Raw genomic sequence first — 17,790 nt, 5'->3', positions numbered from 1 at the left:
GGCTGCAAACATGCCCATAATCGCCGCCATGAACTACGGCCCAATCATCAAGGAAATCGGACGAGGCGCCAAGGGCGCGCGTTCACTCGACGCTGCCACGGCGGCAAGCCTGTTCGGCGACATCCTCGACGGCAAGGTAGCGGACATCGAACTCGGCGCCATCCTGATCGCCTTCCGCATCAAGAGCGAATCGCTCGAGGAACTGATCGGCTTCAAGCAGGCGATGGATGCGCGGACGGTGCAGCTGACGGTGCCCGACGGCCCGCGCTGCGTGGTGCTGCCCACCTACAACGGCGCGCGCCGCCAGTCCAACCTGATGCCGCTGGTGGCGATGCTGCTGGCGCGCGAAGGCGTGCCGGTGCTGATCCAGGGCCGGCACGATTTCGACACCCGGGTGAGCCCTTTCGAGCTGCTCGCCGCCCTCGGCCTGCAGCCCGCCGCCGATGCCGAAGATGCATCGCGGCAATTGGCGGCCGATCGCCTGGCCTGTATCCACGTCGACAGTCTATTGCCCGGGCTCGATCCGCTGCTGGCGCTGCGCACGCGCATGGGCGTGCGTGCCAGCGGCCACATCGTTGCCAAGCTGCTCGACCCCTGCCACGGCCGCAGCGTGCGGGTGGTCGCCGTCACCCACCCCGAATACCTCGAGCGCATGGACGCTTTCCTTCGCACCGATACCAGCCCAGGCGGCCGCGCCTGTGCCGGCCGCGCCCATACCGGCCGTGCCATGCTGTTGCGCGGCACCGAAGGCGAAATCTACGCCAACCCGCGGCGCTGCCCGGAAATGAAGGTCTATCGGGACGGCATCGCGTCGATCGGCGTGGCGGGCGAGGAAGGCGGCGCGCCGCCGCTCGGCACGCTGCCGGACGCCCCCTCGGTGGCGGACAACGCGGCGCAGATCCGTGCCATGCTGGCCGGCGAGATGCCGATTCCCGCGCCGATCACCGCCCAGGTGGCAGCGCTGAAGGCGCTCGCCGGCTGAGGCCGGACGGGCCACACCGGCCCTTCCCTTCCCCGCATATTGCCGGCCCGGACGCAGCCGGCTTCAGGCGCCGGCCAGCGTGCCGGCGCGGTAGTCGGCCAGTGCCTGGTAGATCTCCTGCTCGGTATTCATGACGAAAGGCCCGTACTGCGCGATCGGCTCGTTCAGCGGCCGGCCGGCGATCAGCAGCGCGCGCGTTTCCACGCCGGCCGCGTCGACGACCACGCCGTCGCACTCCGCATCGTTGGCGAGGATGGCCATGCGCCCGGCAGGCACTGCCGTGCCGGCGACGTCCAGTTCTCCGCGATAAACGTACAGGAAGGCGTTGTGCCCGGCCGGCAACGACTGGCTGAAGCGCGCGCCGGCCGGCAACTGCAGGTCCAGATACAGCGGCGCGGTCGCCTCGCGCGTCACCGCGCCGGCCGTGCCGTGGCTTTCACCGGCGATCACCGTCGCCTGCACGCCGGCATCGGTGGTGAAGCGGGGCAGTTCGCCGCTGGCGAAATCGCGATACCAGGGCACGCATAATTTGTCCCGCGCCGGCAGGTTCAGCCACAGCTGAAAGCCCGCCATCAGGCCTTCCTGCTGCTGCGGGATCTCGGCATGGATCACGCCGCGCCCGGCCGTCATCCATTGCACGCCGCCGTTTTCCAGCAAGCCTTCATGGCCGGCACTGTCGCGATGCAGCATGCGGCCGGCGATCATGTAGGTGATGGTCTCGAAGCCGCGGTGCGGATGGTCGGGAAAACCGGCGATGTAGTCGTCGGCCTTGTCGCTGCCGAAGGCATCCAGCATCAGGAAGGGATCGAGCCGGCGCTGCAGCGGCTGGGCCAGCACGCGGGTGAGCTTGACGCCGGCGCCGTCGGACGTGGCCTGGCCGACGACCAGGCGTTCGACGTCGCGCGGACGGGAAACGGTTTCGCTCGGGCGGATGCTCATGTCGGTACTCCTGCTAGGAACTGCGGCTGGCCAGGTGCGGCCGGCGAGGTGCGGCAGGCCGGATGAAGCGGCGCGGCCAGTCAGGCGCGGCCACCGGCAAGACCCAGCCTGCCGCCAGGTTTTCAGCCCAGAACGGCTTCGATGTCGGCCTCGGCTTCGGCGAAACCCTGCTTTGCCGCCTCCTCGCCCATGTTCAGGCCTTCGGCATAGACGAAGCGGACGTCGGTGAGGCCGACGAAACCGAGCACGGTCTGCAGGTACGGCGTCTGCGTGTCGGCCGACGTACCACGGTAGCGGCCGCCGCGAGCGCAGGCGACGAAGACCTTCTTGCCCTTCAGCAGGCCTTCGGGGCCGTTCTCGGTGTAGCGGAAGGTGACGCCGGCGCGGGCGATGGCATCGATCCAGTTCTTGAGCTGGGACGAAATGGCAAAGTTGTACATCGGCACGCCGAGCACGATGACGTCGGCAGCCTGCACTTCGGCGATCAGCGCATCGCTTTCGGCGACGCGTCCGGCTTGCTCCGGCGTGCGCTGCTCCGCCGGCGTGAACAGTGCGCCGAGCGCGGCTTCGTCCACCACCGGCGCGGGATTGCGCGCCAGATCGCGCAGCACGACGCGGACGCCGGGGTCCGCTGCCAACAGACGGGCGATGATGCTGTTGGCAACGCGGGTGGAGTTCGCGCCTTCGCTGCGGGCGCTGCCGTTGATCTGCAGGATGTTCATGTCTGTTCTCCGTGGGGTCGAGGGGTTTGCCGAAGTCCGGCCGGAATCCGCCTGACGCGAGGTCGAGGTCACGATGCCGGGACTGCAGCCTTGTTCGATGACGACGATCAGAGTCTAATCATGTCGCCCGTCTTCATTAATCCAGCAGAACGCATAACATTGTCCCTCATATGGAACAGTACAGCCCCAACGACCTGCTGATCTTTGCCCGCGTGGCCGAGACCGGCAGCTTCACGGCGGCGGCCGAACGCCTCGGCCTGCCCAAGTCCACGGTTTCGCGCCGCGTCTCGCAACTGGAAGAGCAGCTCGGCGAACGCCTGATGCTGCGCACCACGCGGCGGCTGACGCTGACCGAGTTCGGCACCGCGCTGCTGGAACACGCGCGCCAGGTGGCCGATGAGATCGAGGCCGTGAAGGCACTGGCCGAAAGCCGCCAGGCCAGGCCCAGCGGCCGCCTGCGGGTGTCGATGCCGAGCGATTTCGCCAGCCTGCTGCTGGTCGACATGCTGTCGGCCTTCACCGCGATGCACCCTGCGGTGTCGCTGGAGCTGGATCTGTCGCCACGCCGGGTGGACCTGCTGGGCGAGAACTTCGACGTCGCCATCCGCATGGGCGAACTGCCCGACGACGCCCTGCTCGCCGCGCGCCGCCTGGCGGTCTTTCCCAGCGGGCTGTATGCCTCGCCCGGCTATCTCGCCGAACACGGCGAACCCGGGCACCCCGAGGCGCTGAACGCGCACCGTGCGCTGCGTCTGCTGACGCGCAGCGGCGAGGCACTCGGCTGGACGCTGATGCGGGGCGATGAGCGCTGGCAAGGCACGCCGCCCGGCAGCATCACCGCCAATTCGCCCGAACTGCTGATCCGCTTCGCCCGCGCCGGCGCCGGCATCGCCGCGGTGCCCGTTTATTTCGCTGCACCCTACGTGCGCCAGGGGGAGCTCCGCCGCGTGATGGCGGACTGGTGCCTGCCTGCCAACACCGCCTGGGCGGTATTCCCCGGCCGCCGGCTGATGCCGGCCAAGACGCGGGCCTTCCTCGACATGCTGCAGGCGGCGCTGGGAACCTGACGCGTCCGCCGCGCTCCGAGGGAACATCCCCTACAATGGGCGCCTTCCCAGCAAGACCGGATCACGATGTCCCTGCTCCAGACCCTGCTGCGCCTGCCGGCGCGCACGCTTTACCTCGCCCTGTTCGCCACCGCCATCGGCCTGCTCGGTTTCGGCCTCTACCTGCAGCATGTGAAAGGCCTCGAACCCTGCCCGATGTGCGTGATGCAGCGCTATGCCTTCCTCGCCGTGGCGCTGATCGCCCTGGTCGGCGGCATCCACGGGCCGGGCCGCACGGGCAGCCGGGTCTATGCCGCGCTGATCGGCCTGGGGGCACTGGCCGGCGGCGCCATCGCCGCGCGCCAGACCTGGATGCAGCTCGATCCCCCGGCGATTCCCGAATGCGGCCCGGGGCTGGAATTCATGCTGGAGAGTTTTCCGCTCGGCGAAGCGCTGCCGATGATCTTCCGCGGTGCGGGCGACTGCGCGGCAGTGGATTGGACTTTCCTCGGCCTGTCGATCGCCAACTGGTCGCTGCTGAGCTTTTCGGCGACGGCGGTGTTCGCGCTGTGGATGCTGCTGCGCCGGGCAGACAGGCCCTGAGCGGTATCGATGGGTCTTGTGCTGTGGCGCCCCCGTAGCGGCTTCTGCCGGGCCGCCGAACCGCAAAAGCAGACCCCGTCGGGGAAGCTATCGCGCCCTGTCGCGGCTGAAGCCGCTCCTGCAGAAAACCGAGCCGCTACGCGTCAATCGACCACGCGCATCATGCGGCCGCCGATCTCGTAGCGGCCGTCGCCCAGCGCATTGCAGCGCGTGACTTCGAGCTTGCCGACCAGCGGCGGGCGATCGGCCACGGGCGAGCCCTGGGGTCCGAGCACCGCGACGTCGAGGACTTCGTTCTGCTCCGGCACGTAGGCGGCATGCAGGGTCATCCCGCCGACGCCGATCTCGATGCACACCGCCTCGATGCGCTGACCGCCGCGCAGGGCGATGAAAGCCGGGCAGCCGAGCGGCAGGCGCCGGTCGAGGCGCCGGTTCTGGTGGGGCGGAATGTCCTTCATGCTGATACGTCCAAGGCAGGCGATACGGATCGCCCGATTCTAGCCCCGCATCCCCGGCCGACAGCACTCGTTACGCATGCCGGACGTGCATCAGATCACACCCCGGCGATCGTCCCCCTTCGCGCCGGCCTGCCGTCATGCCGCGCAGCTGCGGGCGTATTCGGCCATCGCCGCGATCACGCCTTCGGCTTCGCCCGCAGCGACGGCGAGCGTGATCTCGCATTCCGGGTGTGCAATGCGGGCGGCGTCGAGCAGCACCGGAAGGTCGCGCTTCAGATGCCCGTTCTGGGCCAGAAAGACCGGCACGATGGCAATGCGCCGCATCCCGGCACCGGCCAGCGCGGCGATGGCTTCGGCCAGGGTCGGCTGCATGAACTCGAGAAAGGCTAGCTCCACGCGCGGCGCGCCGGGCTGGGCCAGCATGTGCTGGCGGATCCGTTTCATCGGCCCGGCCCATTCGGGATCGCGCGCACCATGGCCGAACAGGATCACCGCGACGTCGCTCATGCCTCGGCTCCGGTCATGGCCTCGGCCCGCTCCGCTGCACCCGCACGTGCCTGGCCGGCGCGCAACAGGTGAAGCAGCGCGCGCGAAGCGCAGAACAGCCCGACACTGGCGGTCATCGCCATGCTCGAACCGTAGCCGGCGCAGGCCAGGCCTTGCGGCCCGCGGCTGCGCCCAGCTTCTGCCTCGCAGGCCGGCGCGGACGGATGACGCAGCGGTTCGGTGGAAAACACCGCTTCGATGCCGAACTTCCTTTTCGGCTCGCGCGGAAAGCCGTGCTCCTTGCGCAGGCGGGCACGCACCTTGGACAGCAGCGGATCCTGCAGCGTACGGGCCAGATCATCGACGCGGATCTGCGCCGGATCGAGCTTGCCGCCCGCGCCGCCCGCCATCACCAGCGGCATCTGCCGCGCCCGGCAGAGCGCGGCGATCGCCACCTTGGCGCGCACGTTGTCGATGGCGTCGATGACGACGTCGAAACCCTGCAGCAGGCTCGCGGCATTTGCCGCCGTGAGGAAATCCTCGACCGTGTCGACCCGGCATTGCGGGCTGAAGGCGGCGATGCGATCCGCCATCGCCTGCACTTTCGCCTGCCCGAGGGTGGCATCGAGCGCATGGGCTTGGCGGTTGATGTTGGACTCGGCGACGTGGTCGAGGTCGATCAGCGTCAGCCTGCCCACGCCGCTGCGCGCCAGCGCCTCGACGGCCCAGGAGCCGACACCGCCGATGCCGATCACGCAGGCATGGGAAGCCGCCAGCGCATCCGCGGCCCCCGTGCCGTAAAGGCGGTCGATGCCGCCGAAACGGCGGGCGCGGTCCACGTCCTCCACCCGCTCGTCGGCCCCGCCGCCATCCACCCGGCTCACGTCCATCGCCCTTCCGTCAGGCCGGCTGCGGCTCGGCCACGCGCTGGCTGTCGAGCCAGATGCCCAGGCCTTGCGCGTTGAGTTCGAGGTCCATGCGCAGCAGTTCCAGCGTCTGCTCCTCGTCCAGCGCCCAGCCCTGGCGCCCCGCTTCCTCGCGGACGACCTGCTCCAGGCCGGCGAGGATCTCGACGTGGCGCGCCACCTCGTCGCCCCGCGCCGCCCGTGCCACCGCGACCATGGCGTCGATCAGACGGTGGAGATCGGCGCCGAGCCGCGGCACCTCGGTCACGCGGCCATAGTGGGTCAGGTACATCGCCTGCGGCTGCATGGAAAGCATGCGGTCGATCGACTCGTGCATCGCCTCCGGGTCGAACTGCGTCGGCGTGGTGGTCGGCAGCACGAAGACCCGGCCATCGACGTCGAGCTCGCGGTAGGACAGGCCGAAGGTATCGCCGGTGAAGAAGGCGCGCGCGCTGTCGTCCCAGATGCAGATGTGGTGGCGGGCATGTCCCGGCGTGTCGAACACGCGGAACAGGCGCTTGCCCATGCGCAGCTCCAGGCCGTCGGTCGCCGGCACGATGCGCTCGGGCGGAATCGGCACCAGCCGGCCATAGAGCTGGTAGGCGCGCTCGGCGCCATAAACGGCGGCAGTGCCCTCCCACAGCTTGCTGGGGTCGATCATGTGGCGCAGGCCGCGCGGATGCACCAGCAGGCGGGCATTGGGCAGCGCGCACATCAGGCTGCCCGCCCCGCCGGCGTGGTCCAGATGGATGTGGGTCAGCATCACCCATTCCACCTTGCCGGGCTCGATGCCGAGCATCGCCAGCGCACTCAGCACGCGGGGCACGGAATCATTGCAGCCGGTATCGACGATCGCGGCACGCCCCTCGTCGACCACGATGTGGATCGCCGCCAGCTGCGGCCGGCCGTAGCCGGACTCCAGCGCATGGATGCCATCCGGATAGCTGATGAGCTCGTTCATGGAAATCCCCTCCTCTTGTCGCTTCTTCGGGTCGAACGCCCGATCTCATGTTAGCGATGATCCGCAGCCGCAGCCCGGGCGCAAATCACGCTGCAAGAAGCCCCTGCTCCCGCCTTCAGAACGGGATGTCGTCGTCGAAATCGCCGAAGCCGGACGAGGACGCCGCCGGCGCCTGCGACTGCGGGCGCGGCGCGGCTGCAGGTGCCGGACGCGATGCCGGCGCCGGCGCCGGCGCGTCGTAGCCGCTGTCCGGCGCGCGCATCGGCGCGTCGCCGCCTTCGCGCCGGCCGAGCATCTTCATCTCGTCGCCGCGGATCTCGGTGGTATAGCGGTCCTGGCCGTTCTGGTCCTGCCACTTGCGCGTCTGCAGGCGGCCTTCGACGTAGATCTGGCTGCCCTTGCGCAGGTACTGGGCGGCGACTTCGGCGACGCGGCCGAAAAACACCACGCGGTGCCATTCGGTGGCCTCGCGGCGCTCGCCGCTGGTGCGGTCCTTCCAGACTTCGGTCGTCGCCACCGTCAGGTTGCAGATCGCGTCGCCGCTGGGCGCGTAGCGCGTCTCGGGATCACGGCCGAGATTGCCGATGAGAATCACTTTGTTCAGGGATGCCATCCCGTTCTCCTTTCAAATGAATGCCGTGCGGTGGTTCATGCCCTTTCGGGCGCCGGCACCGCACGTACCGGAGGTGGGGTCATGCTCGATGCCAGCAGCAGCCAGAGAAATGCCAGCGCGCCACAGACCAGACTGACCGCGCCGGCCCCGAAACGTTGCCCGAGCCAGCCGCCGAGCAGCCCCCCCAGGAACAGGCCGACCGACTGCAGGGTGTTGTGACACCCAGCGCCGTCCCCTTCGAATGTGCGGGCGCGATGCGCGAAATCCAGGACGGCTGCGTCGCTTCCAGCACGTTGAAGGAAACGAAGAACAGGGTCAGCAGCAGCGCCAGCGGCAGCAAGCCGTCGCCGAACAGCCACAGGCCGAACTGCACCAGCGCCAGCAGGCAGATCGCGGCGTTGAATACCGGCTTCATCAGGTTGCGCCGTTCGGCGACGATCACGGCGGGCACCATGACGACGAAGGACAGCAGCACCGCGGGCAGATAGACCTTCCAGTGCTCGGGCATCGGCAGCCCTGCGGCGACCAGCCCCACCGGCACCATGACCCACATCGTGGTCTGGATCAGGTGCAGCGCAAAGACGCCGAAATTCAAGCGCATCAACTGGCCGTCGCGCAGCACGTCGATGAAGCGGCCGCCGTTGGCACGCGGCACCGGCGGCGCGGCCGGCACCACCCACAGCACGACGGCGATCGCCGCACAGGCCAGCGCCGCGGTCAGCCAGAAGATGCCACTCATGCCGATCGCCGCATACAGCAGCGGTGCCGCCACCATCGACAAGGCGAACACCAGGCCGATCGACGAGCCGATCATCGCCATGACCTTGGTCCGGTGCTGGTCGCGCGTCAGGTCGGCCGCCAGCGCGGTGACCGCCGCCGAGATCGCCCCGGCGCCCTGCAGCACGCGGCCGGCGATGATCATGTGGATGTCGGTCGCGAGCGCCGCGACCGCGCTGCCGACGACGAACAGCAGCAGGCCGAAGACGATCACCGGCTTGCGGCCGAAGCGATCGGAGGCCGCGCCATAGGCGATCTGCAGGCAGGCCTGGGTCAGGCCGTAGGCGCCGATCGCCAGGCCGACCAGGGTCAGGTCGTCGCCGCCCGGAATGCCTTCGGCGTAGACCGCGAACACCGGCAGGATCAGGAACAGGCCCAGCATGCGCAGCGCAAAGATCGCCGCCAGGCTCATGCCGGCCCGGCGTTCGGCGGAAGTCATCGGATCGTGCGGCGGAGCGGACATGCGGGAAGATAGGCTTCGATAAAGCAGTCAATTCTAGCATCGCGCCACCCCGGCATCGCGCACTGCAGCTCCTCCCCGCCATTCCGGATTGGCTCGCGCCGACGTTCTCTCTTATAGTTTCGGGTTCCCTACCGCCAGCCGTGCAGCCATGGACGAAATCCGCATCCGCGGTGCCAGGACCCATAACCTGAAGAACATCAACATCGATCTGCCGCGCAACCGGCTGACGGTGATCACCGGGCTGTCGGGTTCGGGCAAGTCCTCGCTGGCTTTCGACACCCTGTACGCCGAAGGCCAGCGCCGCTACGTCGAGTCGCTGTCGGCCTATGCCCGCCAGTTCCTGCAGTTGATGGAAAAGCCCGACGTGGACCTGATCGAGGGCCTGTCGCCGGCGATCTCGATCGAGCAGAAGGCCACCAGCCACAACCCGCGCTCGACGGTCGGCACCGTCACCGAGATCCACGACTACCTGCGCCTGCTGTACGCCCGCGCCGGCACGCCCCACTGCCCCGACCATCCCGAGCACGCGCTGGAGGCGCAGAGCGTGGCGCAGATGGTGGACCACGTGCTGGCGCTGCCCGCCGAGACGCGGCTGATGATCCTGGCACCCGTCGTCGCCGGCAGGAAGGGCGAGCAGGCCGACCTGTTCGCCGACCTGCGCGCCCAGGGTTTCGTCCGCGTCCGCGTCGACGGCGAGGTGATGGAGCTGGACGCGATGCCGCCACTGGAAAAGGGCCGGCGGCACAATGTCGAAGTGGTCATCGACCGCCTGAAGGTCCGCGAGGACCTGCGCGGCCGGCTGGCGGAGTCCTTCGAGACCGCGCTGACCCATGCCGATGGCCGCGCGATCGCGGTCGAGATGGACGGCGGCCGGGAACACCTGTTCTCCGCCCGCTTCGCCTGCCCGGTGTGCAGCTTCGCGCTGGCGGAACTCGAACCCCGGCTGTTTTCCTTCAACAATCCGGCCGGCGCCTGCCCGAAATGCGACGGCCTGGGCCAGGTCGAGTTCTTCGACCCGGCGCGCGTCGTCGCCCACCCGGAACTGTCGCTGGCCGCCGGCGCCATCCGCGGCTGGGACAAGCGCAACCAGTTCTACTTCCAGATGCTGACGAGCCTCGCCGGCCACTACGGCTTCGACGTCGAGGCCGCTTACGAAACGCTGCCGGCCAAGGTGCGCGAGATCGTGCTGCACGGCTCGGGCAAGGAAAAAATCGCTTTCCGCTACATGGCGGACAACGGCCGCACGGTGCTGAAAGAGCATCCTTTCGAAGGCATCATCCCCAACCTCGAACGGCGTTTCAGGGAAACCGACTCGATCGCCGTGCGCGAGGAGCTGACCAAGTACCGCGCCACCCAGCCCTGCCCCAGCTGCAAGGGCAGCCGCCTGCGCAGCGAAGCGCGCCACGTGCTGATCGGCGAGCGGGCGCTGCATGAGATCGGCCACCTGCCGCTGGGCGAGTGCCGCGACTTCTTCGCCGGCCTCAAGCTCGAGGGCGCGCGCGGACAGGTCGCCGACAAGATCGTCAAGGAGATCGCCGACCGCCTCAGCTTCCTGATCAACGTCGGCCTCGACTACCTGTCGCTGGACCGCTCGGCCGACACCTTGTCCGGCGGCGAGGCCCAGCGCATCCGCCTGGCGAGCCAGATCGGCTCGGGCCTGACCGGTGTGCTCTACGTGCTCGACGAACCTTCGATCGGCCTGCACCAGCGCGACAACGACCGCCTGCTGGCCACCCTCGGCCAGTTGCGCGACCTCGGCAACACGGTGATCGTCGTCGAGCACGACGAGGACGCGATCCGCCATGCCGACTACCTGGTGGACATGGGCCCCGGCGCCGGCGAGCACGGCGGCCGCATCGTCGCCCACGGCACGCCGGCCGAAGTCATCGCCGACCCGGCGTCGGTGACCGGCGACTACCTGTCGGGCCGGCGCTCGATCGCCGTCCCCTCCCGCCGCACGCTACCCGACGAAACCCGCATGCTGCGCATCGTCGGCGCCCGCGGCAACAACCTGCGGAACGTGGACGTCGCCCTGCCGCTCGGCCTGCTGACCTGCGTCACCGGCCTTTCCGGTTCGGGCAAATCCACCCTGATCAACGACACCCTCGCTGCCGCGGCCAGCCGCCACCTCTACAAGTCGGCCACCGAACCCGCGCCGCATGACGCGATCGAAGGCCTGGAAGCCTTCGACAAGGTCATCAACGTCGACCAGTCGCCGATCGGGCGCACACCGCGCTCGAACCCCGCGACCTACACCGGCATGCTGACGCCGATCCGCGAACTCTTCGCCGGCGTCCCCGAAGCGCGCGCACGCGGTTATGGGCCGGGCCGCTTCTCGTTCAACGTCCGCGGCGGACGCTGCGAGGCCTGCCAGGGCGACGGCCTGGTCAAGGTCGAGATGCACTTCCTGCCCGACATGTACGTGCCTTGCGACATCTGCCACGGCAAGCGCTACAACCGCGAGACGCTGGAAATCCGCTACAAGGGCCGCAGCATCCAGGAAGTGCTGGAAATGACGGTCGAACAGGCACTGGCCTTCTTCGCCCCGGTGCCGGCCGTCGCGCGCAAGCTCGAGACGCTGATGGACGTCGGCCTGGGCTACATCCGCCTGGGCCAGAGCGCGACGACGCTGTCCGGCGGCGAGGCCCAGCGGGTGAAACTGGCCCTGGAACTGTCGAAGCGGGATACCGGGCGCACGCTGTACATCCTCGACGAACCGACGACCGGCCTGCATTTCCAGGACATCGAGCTGCTGCTGAAAGTGCTGCACCGCCTGCGCGACCAGGGCAACACGATCGTGATCATCGAGCACAACCTCGACGTCATCAAGACTGCCGACTGGATCGTCGATATGGGCCCCGAAGGCGGCGCCGGCGGCGGCAGGGTGGTGGCCTGCGGCAGCCCGGAAAGCGTCGCGGCGAACCCCGCCAGCCACACCGGGCGCTACCTGCAGAAGGTACTCGCCGCAACGGCACGCTGAAACGATCCGCGGGAAGCGGCTTCAGCCGGGGGCGCCCAGCCGCGAAAGGGTGCGACAGCGCCTTTTCGCGGCGAGGCAGGCCTGTGGCCTGCATTCGCGGCTCAGCACCCCCCGGCTGAAGCCACTCCTACGGAAAACCGCGCTACCGCGGCCTCCCGCCTCAGCTCCGATAACCCTTCGGGTTGCTGCTCTGCCAGCGCCAGGCATCTTCACACATCGCCGCGAGATCACGCTCGGCTCGCCAGCCCAGCACCTCCGCCGCGCGGTTTGGATCGGCCCAGCAGGCGGCGATGTCGCCGGGGCGCCGATCGACGATGTCGAATGGCACTTCACGCCCCGAGGCCTGCTCGAAAGCCCGCACCATCTCCAGCACGCTGTAGCCGCGCCCGGTGCCGAGGTTCAGCGTCGTCACCCCGGGCAGCGCCTCGATGCGCTCCAGCGCCTTCAGGTGGCCGAGCGCCAGATCGACGACGTGGATGTAGTCGCGCACACCCGTGCCGTCCGGTGTCGGATAGTCGTTGCCGAAGACCTTGAGGCGCTGGAGGCGGCCGACCGCCACCTGGCTGACGTAGGGCATCAGGTTGTTGGGCAGGCCGTCCGGATCCTCGCCGATGCGGCCGCTCGCATGCGCCCCCACCGGATTGAAGTAGCGCAGCAGCACGATGTTCCAGCGCGGATCGGAGACCGCGAGATCGCGCAGAATCTGCTCGCCCATCAGCTTGGTCCAGCCGTAGGGATTGGTTGCCGTGGTCGGAAAACGCTCGTCGATCGGCACGCTGGCCGGATCGCCGTGGACGGTTGCAGACGAACTGAACACGATCCGCCGGCAAGCCGCGGCATCCATCGCCTGCAGCAGACGCATCAGGCCGAGCAGATTGTTGTCGTAGTAGGCCAACGGCTGCTCGACAGACTCGCCGACCGCCTTCTTGGCGGCGAAATGGATGACGGCCTCCACCGGATGGGTGCGAAACACCGTCTCGAGCAGCGCGGCATCCCGCACGTCGCCCTGGATGAAGGCGCGGAGCGGGCGCCCCGCAAGCTCCTCGATCCGACGCACCGCTTCGGGAGAAGCATTCGACAGATCATCCAGGATGACGACATCGCACCCCGCGGACAGCAGTTCGACGCAGGTATGCGAGCCGATGTAGCCGGCCCCACCTGTCACCAGGGTCACGCTCATGAATCGGTTCCTCCAGGTAGCGGAGATGGACGAAAAAAAACCGGGCAGAGCCCGGCTTTTTCAGCTGAAGTCAGCCCGATCAGGCTGCCTCGTCGACTTCGACGGCTTCGCCCTCGGGACGGTCGAGCAGCTCGACGAAAGCCATCGGCGCGTTGTCGCCGTCACGGAAGCCGCACTTCAGGATGCGCAGATAGCCACCGTTGCGGGTAGCGTAGCGCGGACCCAGCTCGTCGAACAGCTTGACGACCATCTCGCGGTCGCGCAGGCGGTTGAAGGCCAGGCGGCGGTTGGACAGGTTGGGCTTCTTGCCCAGCGTGATCATCGGCTCGACGACGCGGCGCAGTTCCTTCGCCTTCGGCAGGGTCGTCTTGATCACTTCGTGGCGCAGCAGCGAGTTGGCCATGTTGCGGAACATCGCCTGGCGGTGGCTGCTGGTACGATTCAACTTGCGAAGACCATTGCGGTGACGCATTTCAATTCCTCACTTGCCCGGCGTCTCAACCGAGCTTTTCAAGCCCGGCCGGCGGCCAGTTTTCCAGTTTCATGCCAAGGGTCAGGCCGCGGGAGGCCAACACTTCCTTGATTTCGTTCAGCGACTTGCGGCCCAGGTTCGGGGTCTTCAGCAGCTCGGTTTCGGTCCGCTGGATCAGGTCGCCGATGTAGTAGATGTTCTCTGCCTTCAGGCAGTTGGCCGAACGCACGGTCAACTCGAGATCATCGACCGGGCGCAGCAGCACCGGATCGATCGTCATCTGCTTCTCGATCGGCGCCGACACCGGCGTCCCTTCGAGTTCGGCGAACACCGACAGCTGGTCCATCAGCACGCGGGCGGCGTAGCGGATGGCCTGCTCGGGGTCGACCGCGCCGTTGGTCTCGATATCGACCACCAGACGGTCCAGGTCGGTGCGCTGCTCGACGCGGGCGCTCTCGACCAGGTAGCTGACGCGGCGCACCGGCCCGAACGAAGCGTCCAGCACGATACGGCCGATCGTCTTGCTCTCGGCGTTGACCGGACGAACGTTGCCGGGCACGTAGCCACGGCCTTCCTCGACCTTGATCTGCATGTCGAGCTTGCCGCCCGGCGCGATGTGGGCGATGACGTGATCGGGATTGATGATCTCGACGTCGTGACCGACTTCGATGTCACCCGCCCGCACCACGCCTTCACCCGACTTCGTCAGGCGGAGCATGGCCTCGCTGCGGTTGTGCAGCTTGAACACGACGCCTTTCAGGTTCAGCAGAAGGTCGACCATGTCCTCGCGCACGCCGTCGAGCGTGGAGTACTCGTGGAGCACGCCTTCGATCGACACTTCGGTCGCTGCGTGACCGGGCAGCGACGACAGGAGGATGCGCCGCAGCGCATTTCCCAGCGTATGGCCGAAGCCACGCTCGAACGGCTCCATCGTCACGCGCGCCTGAACCGGCGAGCTGCTCTGGACGTCGATGATGCGCGGTTTCAGCAGTGCATTGCTTTGCATCAGCATTCCCTCGGAACTAGAAGAGGATCAGCCTCCCGATCAACGGGAGTACAGTTCCACCACTAGGCCTTCGTTGATCGTGGGGGGCAGTTCGGCGCGCGCCGGGTAGGCCTTGAAGACGCCCTTGCCGGCCTTGGCATCCACTTCCAGCCACTCGGGGAAGCCACGCGACGAGGCGGCTTCCAGCGCGGCCTTGACGCGGAGGTGGGCGCGAGCGCGTTCGCTCAGTTCGACCACGTCGCCCGGACGCACGACATACGACGGAATATTGACGCGCTTGCCATTGACCAGCACGCCATTGTGGCGGACGACCTGGCGAGCTTCGGCGCGCGAACCGCCGAAGCCCATGCGGTAGGCGACGGAGTCCAGACGGCCTTCGAGCAGCTGCAGCAGGTTCTCACCGGTCTGGCCGCGGCGGCGGTCCGCCTCGGCATAGACCTTGCGGAACTGGCGTTCGAGCACGCCGTACAGGCGGCGGATCTTCTGCTTTTCGCGCAGCTGCACGCCATAGCCCGACAGACGCTGGCCGGAGCGCTGGCCGTGCTGGCCGGGCGCATAGGCGCGGCGCTCGATGGCGCACTTGTCGGTGAAACACTTTTCAGCCTTCAGGAACAGCTTTTCGCCTTCGCGACGGCACTGACGGCACTTGGGATCGAGATTACGAGCCACTTATCAACTCCTTGTCAGATACGGCGCTTTTTCGGCGGACGGCAGCCGTTGTGCGGGATGGGGGTGATGTCCGTGATGCTGGAAATCTTGATCCCCAGCGCGTTCAGCGCACGCACGGAAGATTCGCGGCCAGGGCCGGGGCCCTTGATGCGCACTTCCAGGTTCTTGATGCCGCACTCCTGCGCCACCTTGCCGGCAGCCTCGGCAGCCACCTGGGCCGCAAACGGCGTGCTCTTGCGCGAGCCCTTGAAGCCGGCGCCGCCGGAGGTCGCCCACGACAGCGCATTGCCCTGACGGTCGGTGATGGTGATGATCGTATTGTTGAAGCTCGCGTGAATGTGGGCGATGCCTTCGGCCACATTCTTCTTGATCTTCTTACGAACCTTCGTTCCAGTCTTAGCCATTATCGGTTCCTATTACTTCTTGCCGGCGATCGCCTTGCGGGGACCTTTGCGGGTACGCGCATTCGTACGGGTACGCTGACCCCGCAGCGGCAGGCCGCGACGATGGCGAACGCCGCGATAGCAGCCCAGGTCCATCAGTCGCTTGATGTTCATCGTCACTTCGCGGCGCAGATCGCCTTCGACGACGAACCTGCCCACTTCGTCGCGCAGCTTTTCCATGTCCGACTCGGTCAGATCCTTGATCTTGACCGAGCGCACGATGCCTGCGGCGTCGCAGATTTTCTGAGCACGCGTACGGCCGATCCCAAAGATTGCGGTCAACGCGATCTCGGCGTGCTTGTGATTGGGAATGTTTACCCCAGCAATACGGGCCATCCGTCTACCCCAAAACGCTAAACATTAAATTTTAATAGCTAGAGTTGACTTAATCAACCCTGGCGCTGCTTATGCCGCGGATCGGTGCAGATGACGCGCACGACACCCTTGCGGCGGATGATCTTGCAGTTGCGGCAAAGCCGCTTGACTGACGCCTGGACTCGCATGTTCTTGCTCCTGTTTCTCTATTCTCACTTGGTCCGGAAGACGATCCGGCCCTTTGTCAGGTCGTAAGGGGTGAGCTGCACCGTCACCTTGTCACCAGGAAGGATGCGGATGTAGTGCATCCGCATTTTTCCGGAGATGTGGCCGAGAACCATGTGGCCGTTCTCGAGCCTGACACGAAACGTTGCATTGGGCAGGTTTTCCGTGACCTCGCCCTGCATCTCGATGACATCTTCCTTCGCCATGTTACCTGGTCGGGAAACCCGCCCCTTTGAAGTTCGCCTTCTTCAGCAGACTCTCGTACTGGTGCGACATCACCGCCGCCTGAACCTGCGCCATGAAATCCATCGTGACGACCACGATGATCAGCAGCGAAGTGCCGCCGAAGTAGAACGGGACGTTCCACTTCAGGATCAGGAACTCGGGCAGCAGGCAGACCAGGGTGATATACACCGCGCCAGCCAGCGTCAGCCGCATGAGAATCTTGTCGATGTAACGCGCGGTCTGATCGCCCGGCCGGATACCCGGAACGAATGCACCGCTCTTCTTCAGGTTGTCTGCCGTCTCCCGCGCATTGAACACCAGCGCGGTATAGAAGAAGCAGAAGAACACGATCGCCAGCGCATACAGCATCACGTAGATCGGCTGGCCGGGAGACAGCGTGGAGGCGATGTCACGCAGCCAGTACATCCCTTCCGACGAACCGAACCACTGCCCCAGCGTCGCCGGGAACAGGATGATGCTCGAAGCGAAGATCGGCGGAATGACCCCCGACATGTTCAGCTTCAGCGGCAGATGGGAACTTTGCCCGCCGTAGATCTTGTTGCCGACCTGGCGTTTGGCGTAGTTCACCAGGATCTTGCGCTGGCCACGCTCGACGAACACCACGAAACCCGTCACCAGCACCACCAGCACGCAGATGAACAGCGCCGTGAAGGGGTGCATCGAACCCGTGCGCACCAGCTCGAACAGTCCGCCGATGGCACTCGGGAGGCCCGCGACGATACCGGCGAAAATGATGATCGAGATACCGTTGCCGATCCCGCGCTCGGTGATCTGCTCACCCAGCCACATCAGGAACATCGTCCCGGTGACCAGCGTGGCGACGGTCACGAAGCGGAAGGTCAGGCCCGGATCGAGCACCAGCCCGGGCTGGCCTTCGAGTGCGATCGCCATGCCCAGCGACTGGGCGAAGGCGAGCACGAGGGTGCCGTAGCGCGTGTACTGCGTGATCTTCCTGCGCCCTGCTTCGCCTTCCTTCTTCAGCGCCTCGAGACTCGGCACCGCCACGGTCATCAACTGCATGATGATCGAGGCCGAAATGTAGGGCATGATGCCCAGGGCGAAGATGGTGAAGCGCGACAGCGCCCCGCCGGAGAACAGGTTGAAGACCCCGAGGATGCCGCCGGCCTGAGACTGGAACAGCTCGGCCAGTTGATCCGGATCGATGCCGGGGACGGGAATATGAGCGCCCAAGCGATAGACGATCAGCGCGCCCAGCAGGAACAGCAGGCGACGCTTGAGGTCGCCGAACCGTCCCGGATTGCCCAGCGTGGCGGAAGGATTGGCCACAGCTCGTCCCTT

20 protein-coding genes and 1 pseudogene are annotated in these 17,790 nt (G+C 67.0%); 4 read left to right on the top strand and 17 right to left on the bottom strand.

All coding sequences use genetic code 11. The features are described from left to right. Nucleotides 1–28: 28 nt before the first annotated feature. The gene (gene ybiB, locus AAFL97_RS02545) at nt 29–982 is read left to right on the top strand and encodes a DNA-binding protein YbiB (protein WP_341643577.1); all 954 of its coding nucleotides are present in this window, start codon (nt 29–31) and stop codon (nt 980–982) included. A gap of 63 nt (nt 983–1,045) precedes the next feature. On the opposite strand, the gene AAFL97_RS02540 is transcribed toward ybiB, so the two are convergent. Beyond that, a complete protein-coding gene (locus tag AAFL97_RS02540) occupies nt 1,046–1,921 on the bottom strand; it encodes a pirin family protein (protein WP_341643576.1) in 876 nt (291 codons plus the stop codon). Nucleotides 1,922–2,043: 122 nt separating this feature from the next. Next, complete coding sequence (locus AAFL97_RS02535) at nt 2,044–2,643, bottom strand: FMN-dependent NADH-azoreductase (RefSeq protein WP_341643575.1); 600 nt, start codon at nt 2,641–2,643, stop codon at nt 2,044–2,046. A 170-nt stretch (nt 2,644–2,813) separates the two neighbouring features. Between AAFL97_RS02535 and AAFL97_RS02530 the strand changes: the two genes are divergently transcribed. Together AAFL97_RS02530 and AAFL97_RS02525 are read left to right on the top strand one after the other, a co-directional pair. After that, nucleotides 2,814–3,710 carry a LysR family transcriptional regulator gene (locus AAFL97_RS02530; RefSeq protein WP_341643574.1) on the top strand — a complete coding sequence of 299 codons (897 nt, stop codon included), beginning with the start codon at nt 2,814–2,816 and terminating at the stop codon, nt 3,708–3,710. A gap of 66 nt (nt 3,711–3,776) precedes the next feature. Beyond that, nucleotides 3,777–4,292, top strand: a complete 516-nt coding sequence (locus tag AAFL97_RS02525) for a disulfide bond formation protein B (RefSeq protein ID WP_341643573.1) — start codon at nt 3,777–3,779, stop codon at nt 4,290–4,292. Between the two features lie 143 nt (nt 4,293–4,435). Here AAFL97_RS02525 and AAFL97_RS02520 read toward each other — a convergent pair whose 3' ends face one another. The 6 genes and pseudogenes from AAFL97_RS02520 to AAFL97_RS02495 form a co-directional block, all read right to left on the bottom strand. After that, nucleotides 4,436–4,750 (bottom strand): PilZ domain-containing protein, encoded by a 315-nt coding sequence (locus AAFL97_RS02520; RefSeq protein WP_263460838.1) that lies wholly within the window; start codon nt 4,748–4,750, stop codon nt 4,436–4,438. Between the two features lie 135 nt (nt 4,751–4,885). Then, nucleotides 4,886–5,257, bottom strand: a complete 372-nt coding sequence (locus AAFL97_RS02515; protein WP_341643572.1) for a sirohydrochlorin chelatase — start codon at nt 5,255–5,257, stop codon at nt 4,886–4,888. Then, complete coding sequence (locus AAFL97_RS02510) at nt 5,254–6,126, bottom strand: tRNA threonylcarbamoyladenosine dehydratase (RefSeq protein WP_341643571.1); 873 nt, start codon at nt 6,124–6,126, stop codon at nt 5,254–5,256. The genes AAFL97_RS02515 and AAFL97_RS02510 overlap by 4 nt, the downstream gene beginning before the upstream one ends. Before the next feature lie 10 nt (nt 6,127–6,136). Then, nucleotides 6,137–7,102 carry an MBL fold metallo-hydrolase gene (locus AAFL97_RS02505; protein ID WP_341643570.1) on the bottom strand — a complete coding sequence of 322 codons (966 nt, stop codon included), beginning with the start codon at nt 7,100–7,102 and terminating at the stop codon, nt 6,137–6,139. A gap of 115 nt (nt 7,103–7,217) precedes the next feature. Next, complete coding sequence (ssb, locus tag AAFL97_RS02500) at nt 7,218–7,715, bottom strand: single-stranded DNA-binding protein (protein ID WP_341643569.1); 498 nt, start codon at nt 7,713–7,715, stop codon at nt 7,218–7,220. Between the two features lie 35 nt (nt 7,716–7,750). Then, nucleotides 7,751–8,931 (bottom strand): annotated as a pseudogene (locus AAFL97_RS02495) (MFS transporter). A 172-nt stretch (nt 8,932–9,103) separates the two neighbouring features. Between AAFL97_RS02495 and uvrA the strand changes: the two are divergent. Beyond that, nucleotides 9,104–11,935: an excinuclease ABC subunit UvrA gene (gene uvrA, locus AAFL97_RS02490; protein WP_341643568.1), complete on the top strand. Its 2,832-nt coding sequence runs from the start codon at nt 9,104–9,106 to the stop codon at nt 11,933–11,935. A gap of 160 nt (nt 11,936–12,095) precedes the next feature. Here uvrA and galE read toward each other — a convergent pair whose 3' ends face one another. The 9 genes from galE to secY all read right to left on the bottom strand — a co-directional run bounded on the left by galE (nt 12,096) and on the right by secY (nt 17,778). Continuing rightward, nucleotides 12,096–13,115, bottom strand: coding sequence for a UDP-glucose 4-epimerase GalE (gene galE, locus AAFL97_RS02485; RefSeq protein ID WP_341643567.1), 1,020 nt, complete (start codon nt 13,113–13,115; stop codon nt 12,096–12,098). Nucleotides 13,116–13,194: 79 nt separating this feature from the next. Beyond that, on the bottom strand, nt 13,195–13,587 hold the full coding sequence (gene rplQ / locus AAFL97_RS02480; protein ID WP_068638413.1) for a 50S ribosomal protein L17: 393 nt from the start codon (nt 13,585–13,587) through the stop codon (nt 13,195–13,197). Between the two features lie 25 nt (nt 13,588–13,612). Further along, nucleotides 13,613–14,593, bottom strand: coding sequence for a DNA-directed RNA polymerase subunit alpha (locus tag AAFL97_RS02475; RefSeq protein WP_442806714.1), 981 nt, complete (start codon nt 14,591–14,593; stop codon nt 13,613–13,615). Between the two features lie 39 nt (nt 14,594–14,632). Continuing rightward, the gene (gene rpsD / locus AAFL97_RS02470) at nt 14,633–15,262 is read right to left on the bottom strand and encodes a 30S ribosomal protein S4 (RefSeq protein WP_263460829.1); all 630 of its coding nucleotides are present in this window, start codon (nt 15,260–15,262) and stop codon (nt 14,633–14,635) included. A gap of 14 nt (nt 15,263–15,276) precedes the next feature. Continuing rightward, a complete protein-coding gene (rpsK, locus tag AAFL97_RS02465; RefSeq protein WP_068638411.1) occupies nt 15,277–15,666 on the bottom strand; it encodes a 30S ribosomal protein S11 in 390 nt (129 codons plus the stop codon). 12 nt (nt 15,667–15,678) lie between these two features. Further along, a complete protein-coding gene (gene rpsM / locus AAFL97_RS02460) occupies nt 15,679–16,041 on the bottom strand; it encodes a 30S ribosomal protein S13 (RefSeq protein WP_263460828.1) in 363 nt (120 codons plus the stop codon). A gap of 53 nt (nt 16,042–16,094) precedes the next feature. Beyond that, nucleotides 16,095–16,208, bottom strand: a complete 114-nt coding sequence (rpmJ, locus tag AAFL97_RS02455) for a 50S ribosomal protein L36 (protein WP_004258276.1) — start codon at nt 16,206–16,208, stop codon at nt 16,095–16,097. Nucleotides 16,209–16,232: 24 nt separating this feature from the next. Further along, nucleotides 16,233–16,451, bottom strand: a complete 219-nt coding sequence (gene infA / locus AAFL97_RS02450) for a translation initiation factor IF-1 (RefSeq protein WP_002931617.1) — start codon at nt 16,449–16,451, stop codon at nt 16,233–16,235. Nucleotide 16,452: 1 nt separating this feature from the next. Continuing rightward, on the bottom strand, nt 16,453–17,778 hold the full coding sequence (gene secY, locus AAFL97_RS02445) for a preprotein translocase subunit SecY (protein WP_068638409.1): 1,326 nt from the start codon (nt 17,776–17,778) through the stop codon (nt 16,453–16,455). Between the last annotated feature and the right edge of the window lie 12 nt (nt 17,779–17,790).

The organism is Thauera sp. SDU_THAU2 (assembly GCF_038260575.1).
Classification (GTDB): domain Bacteria; phylum Pseudomonadota; class Gammaproteobacteria; order Burkholderiales; family Rhodocyclaceae; genus Thauera.
Note: the sequence above shows the minus strand (reverse complement) of the source record. Positions and strands in the feature narration are given on the sequence as shown.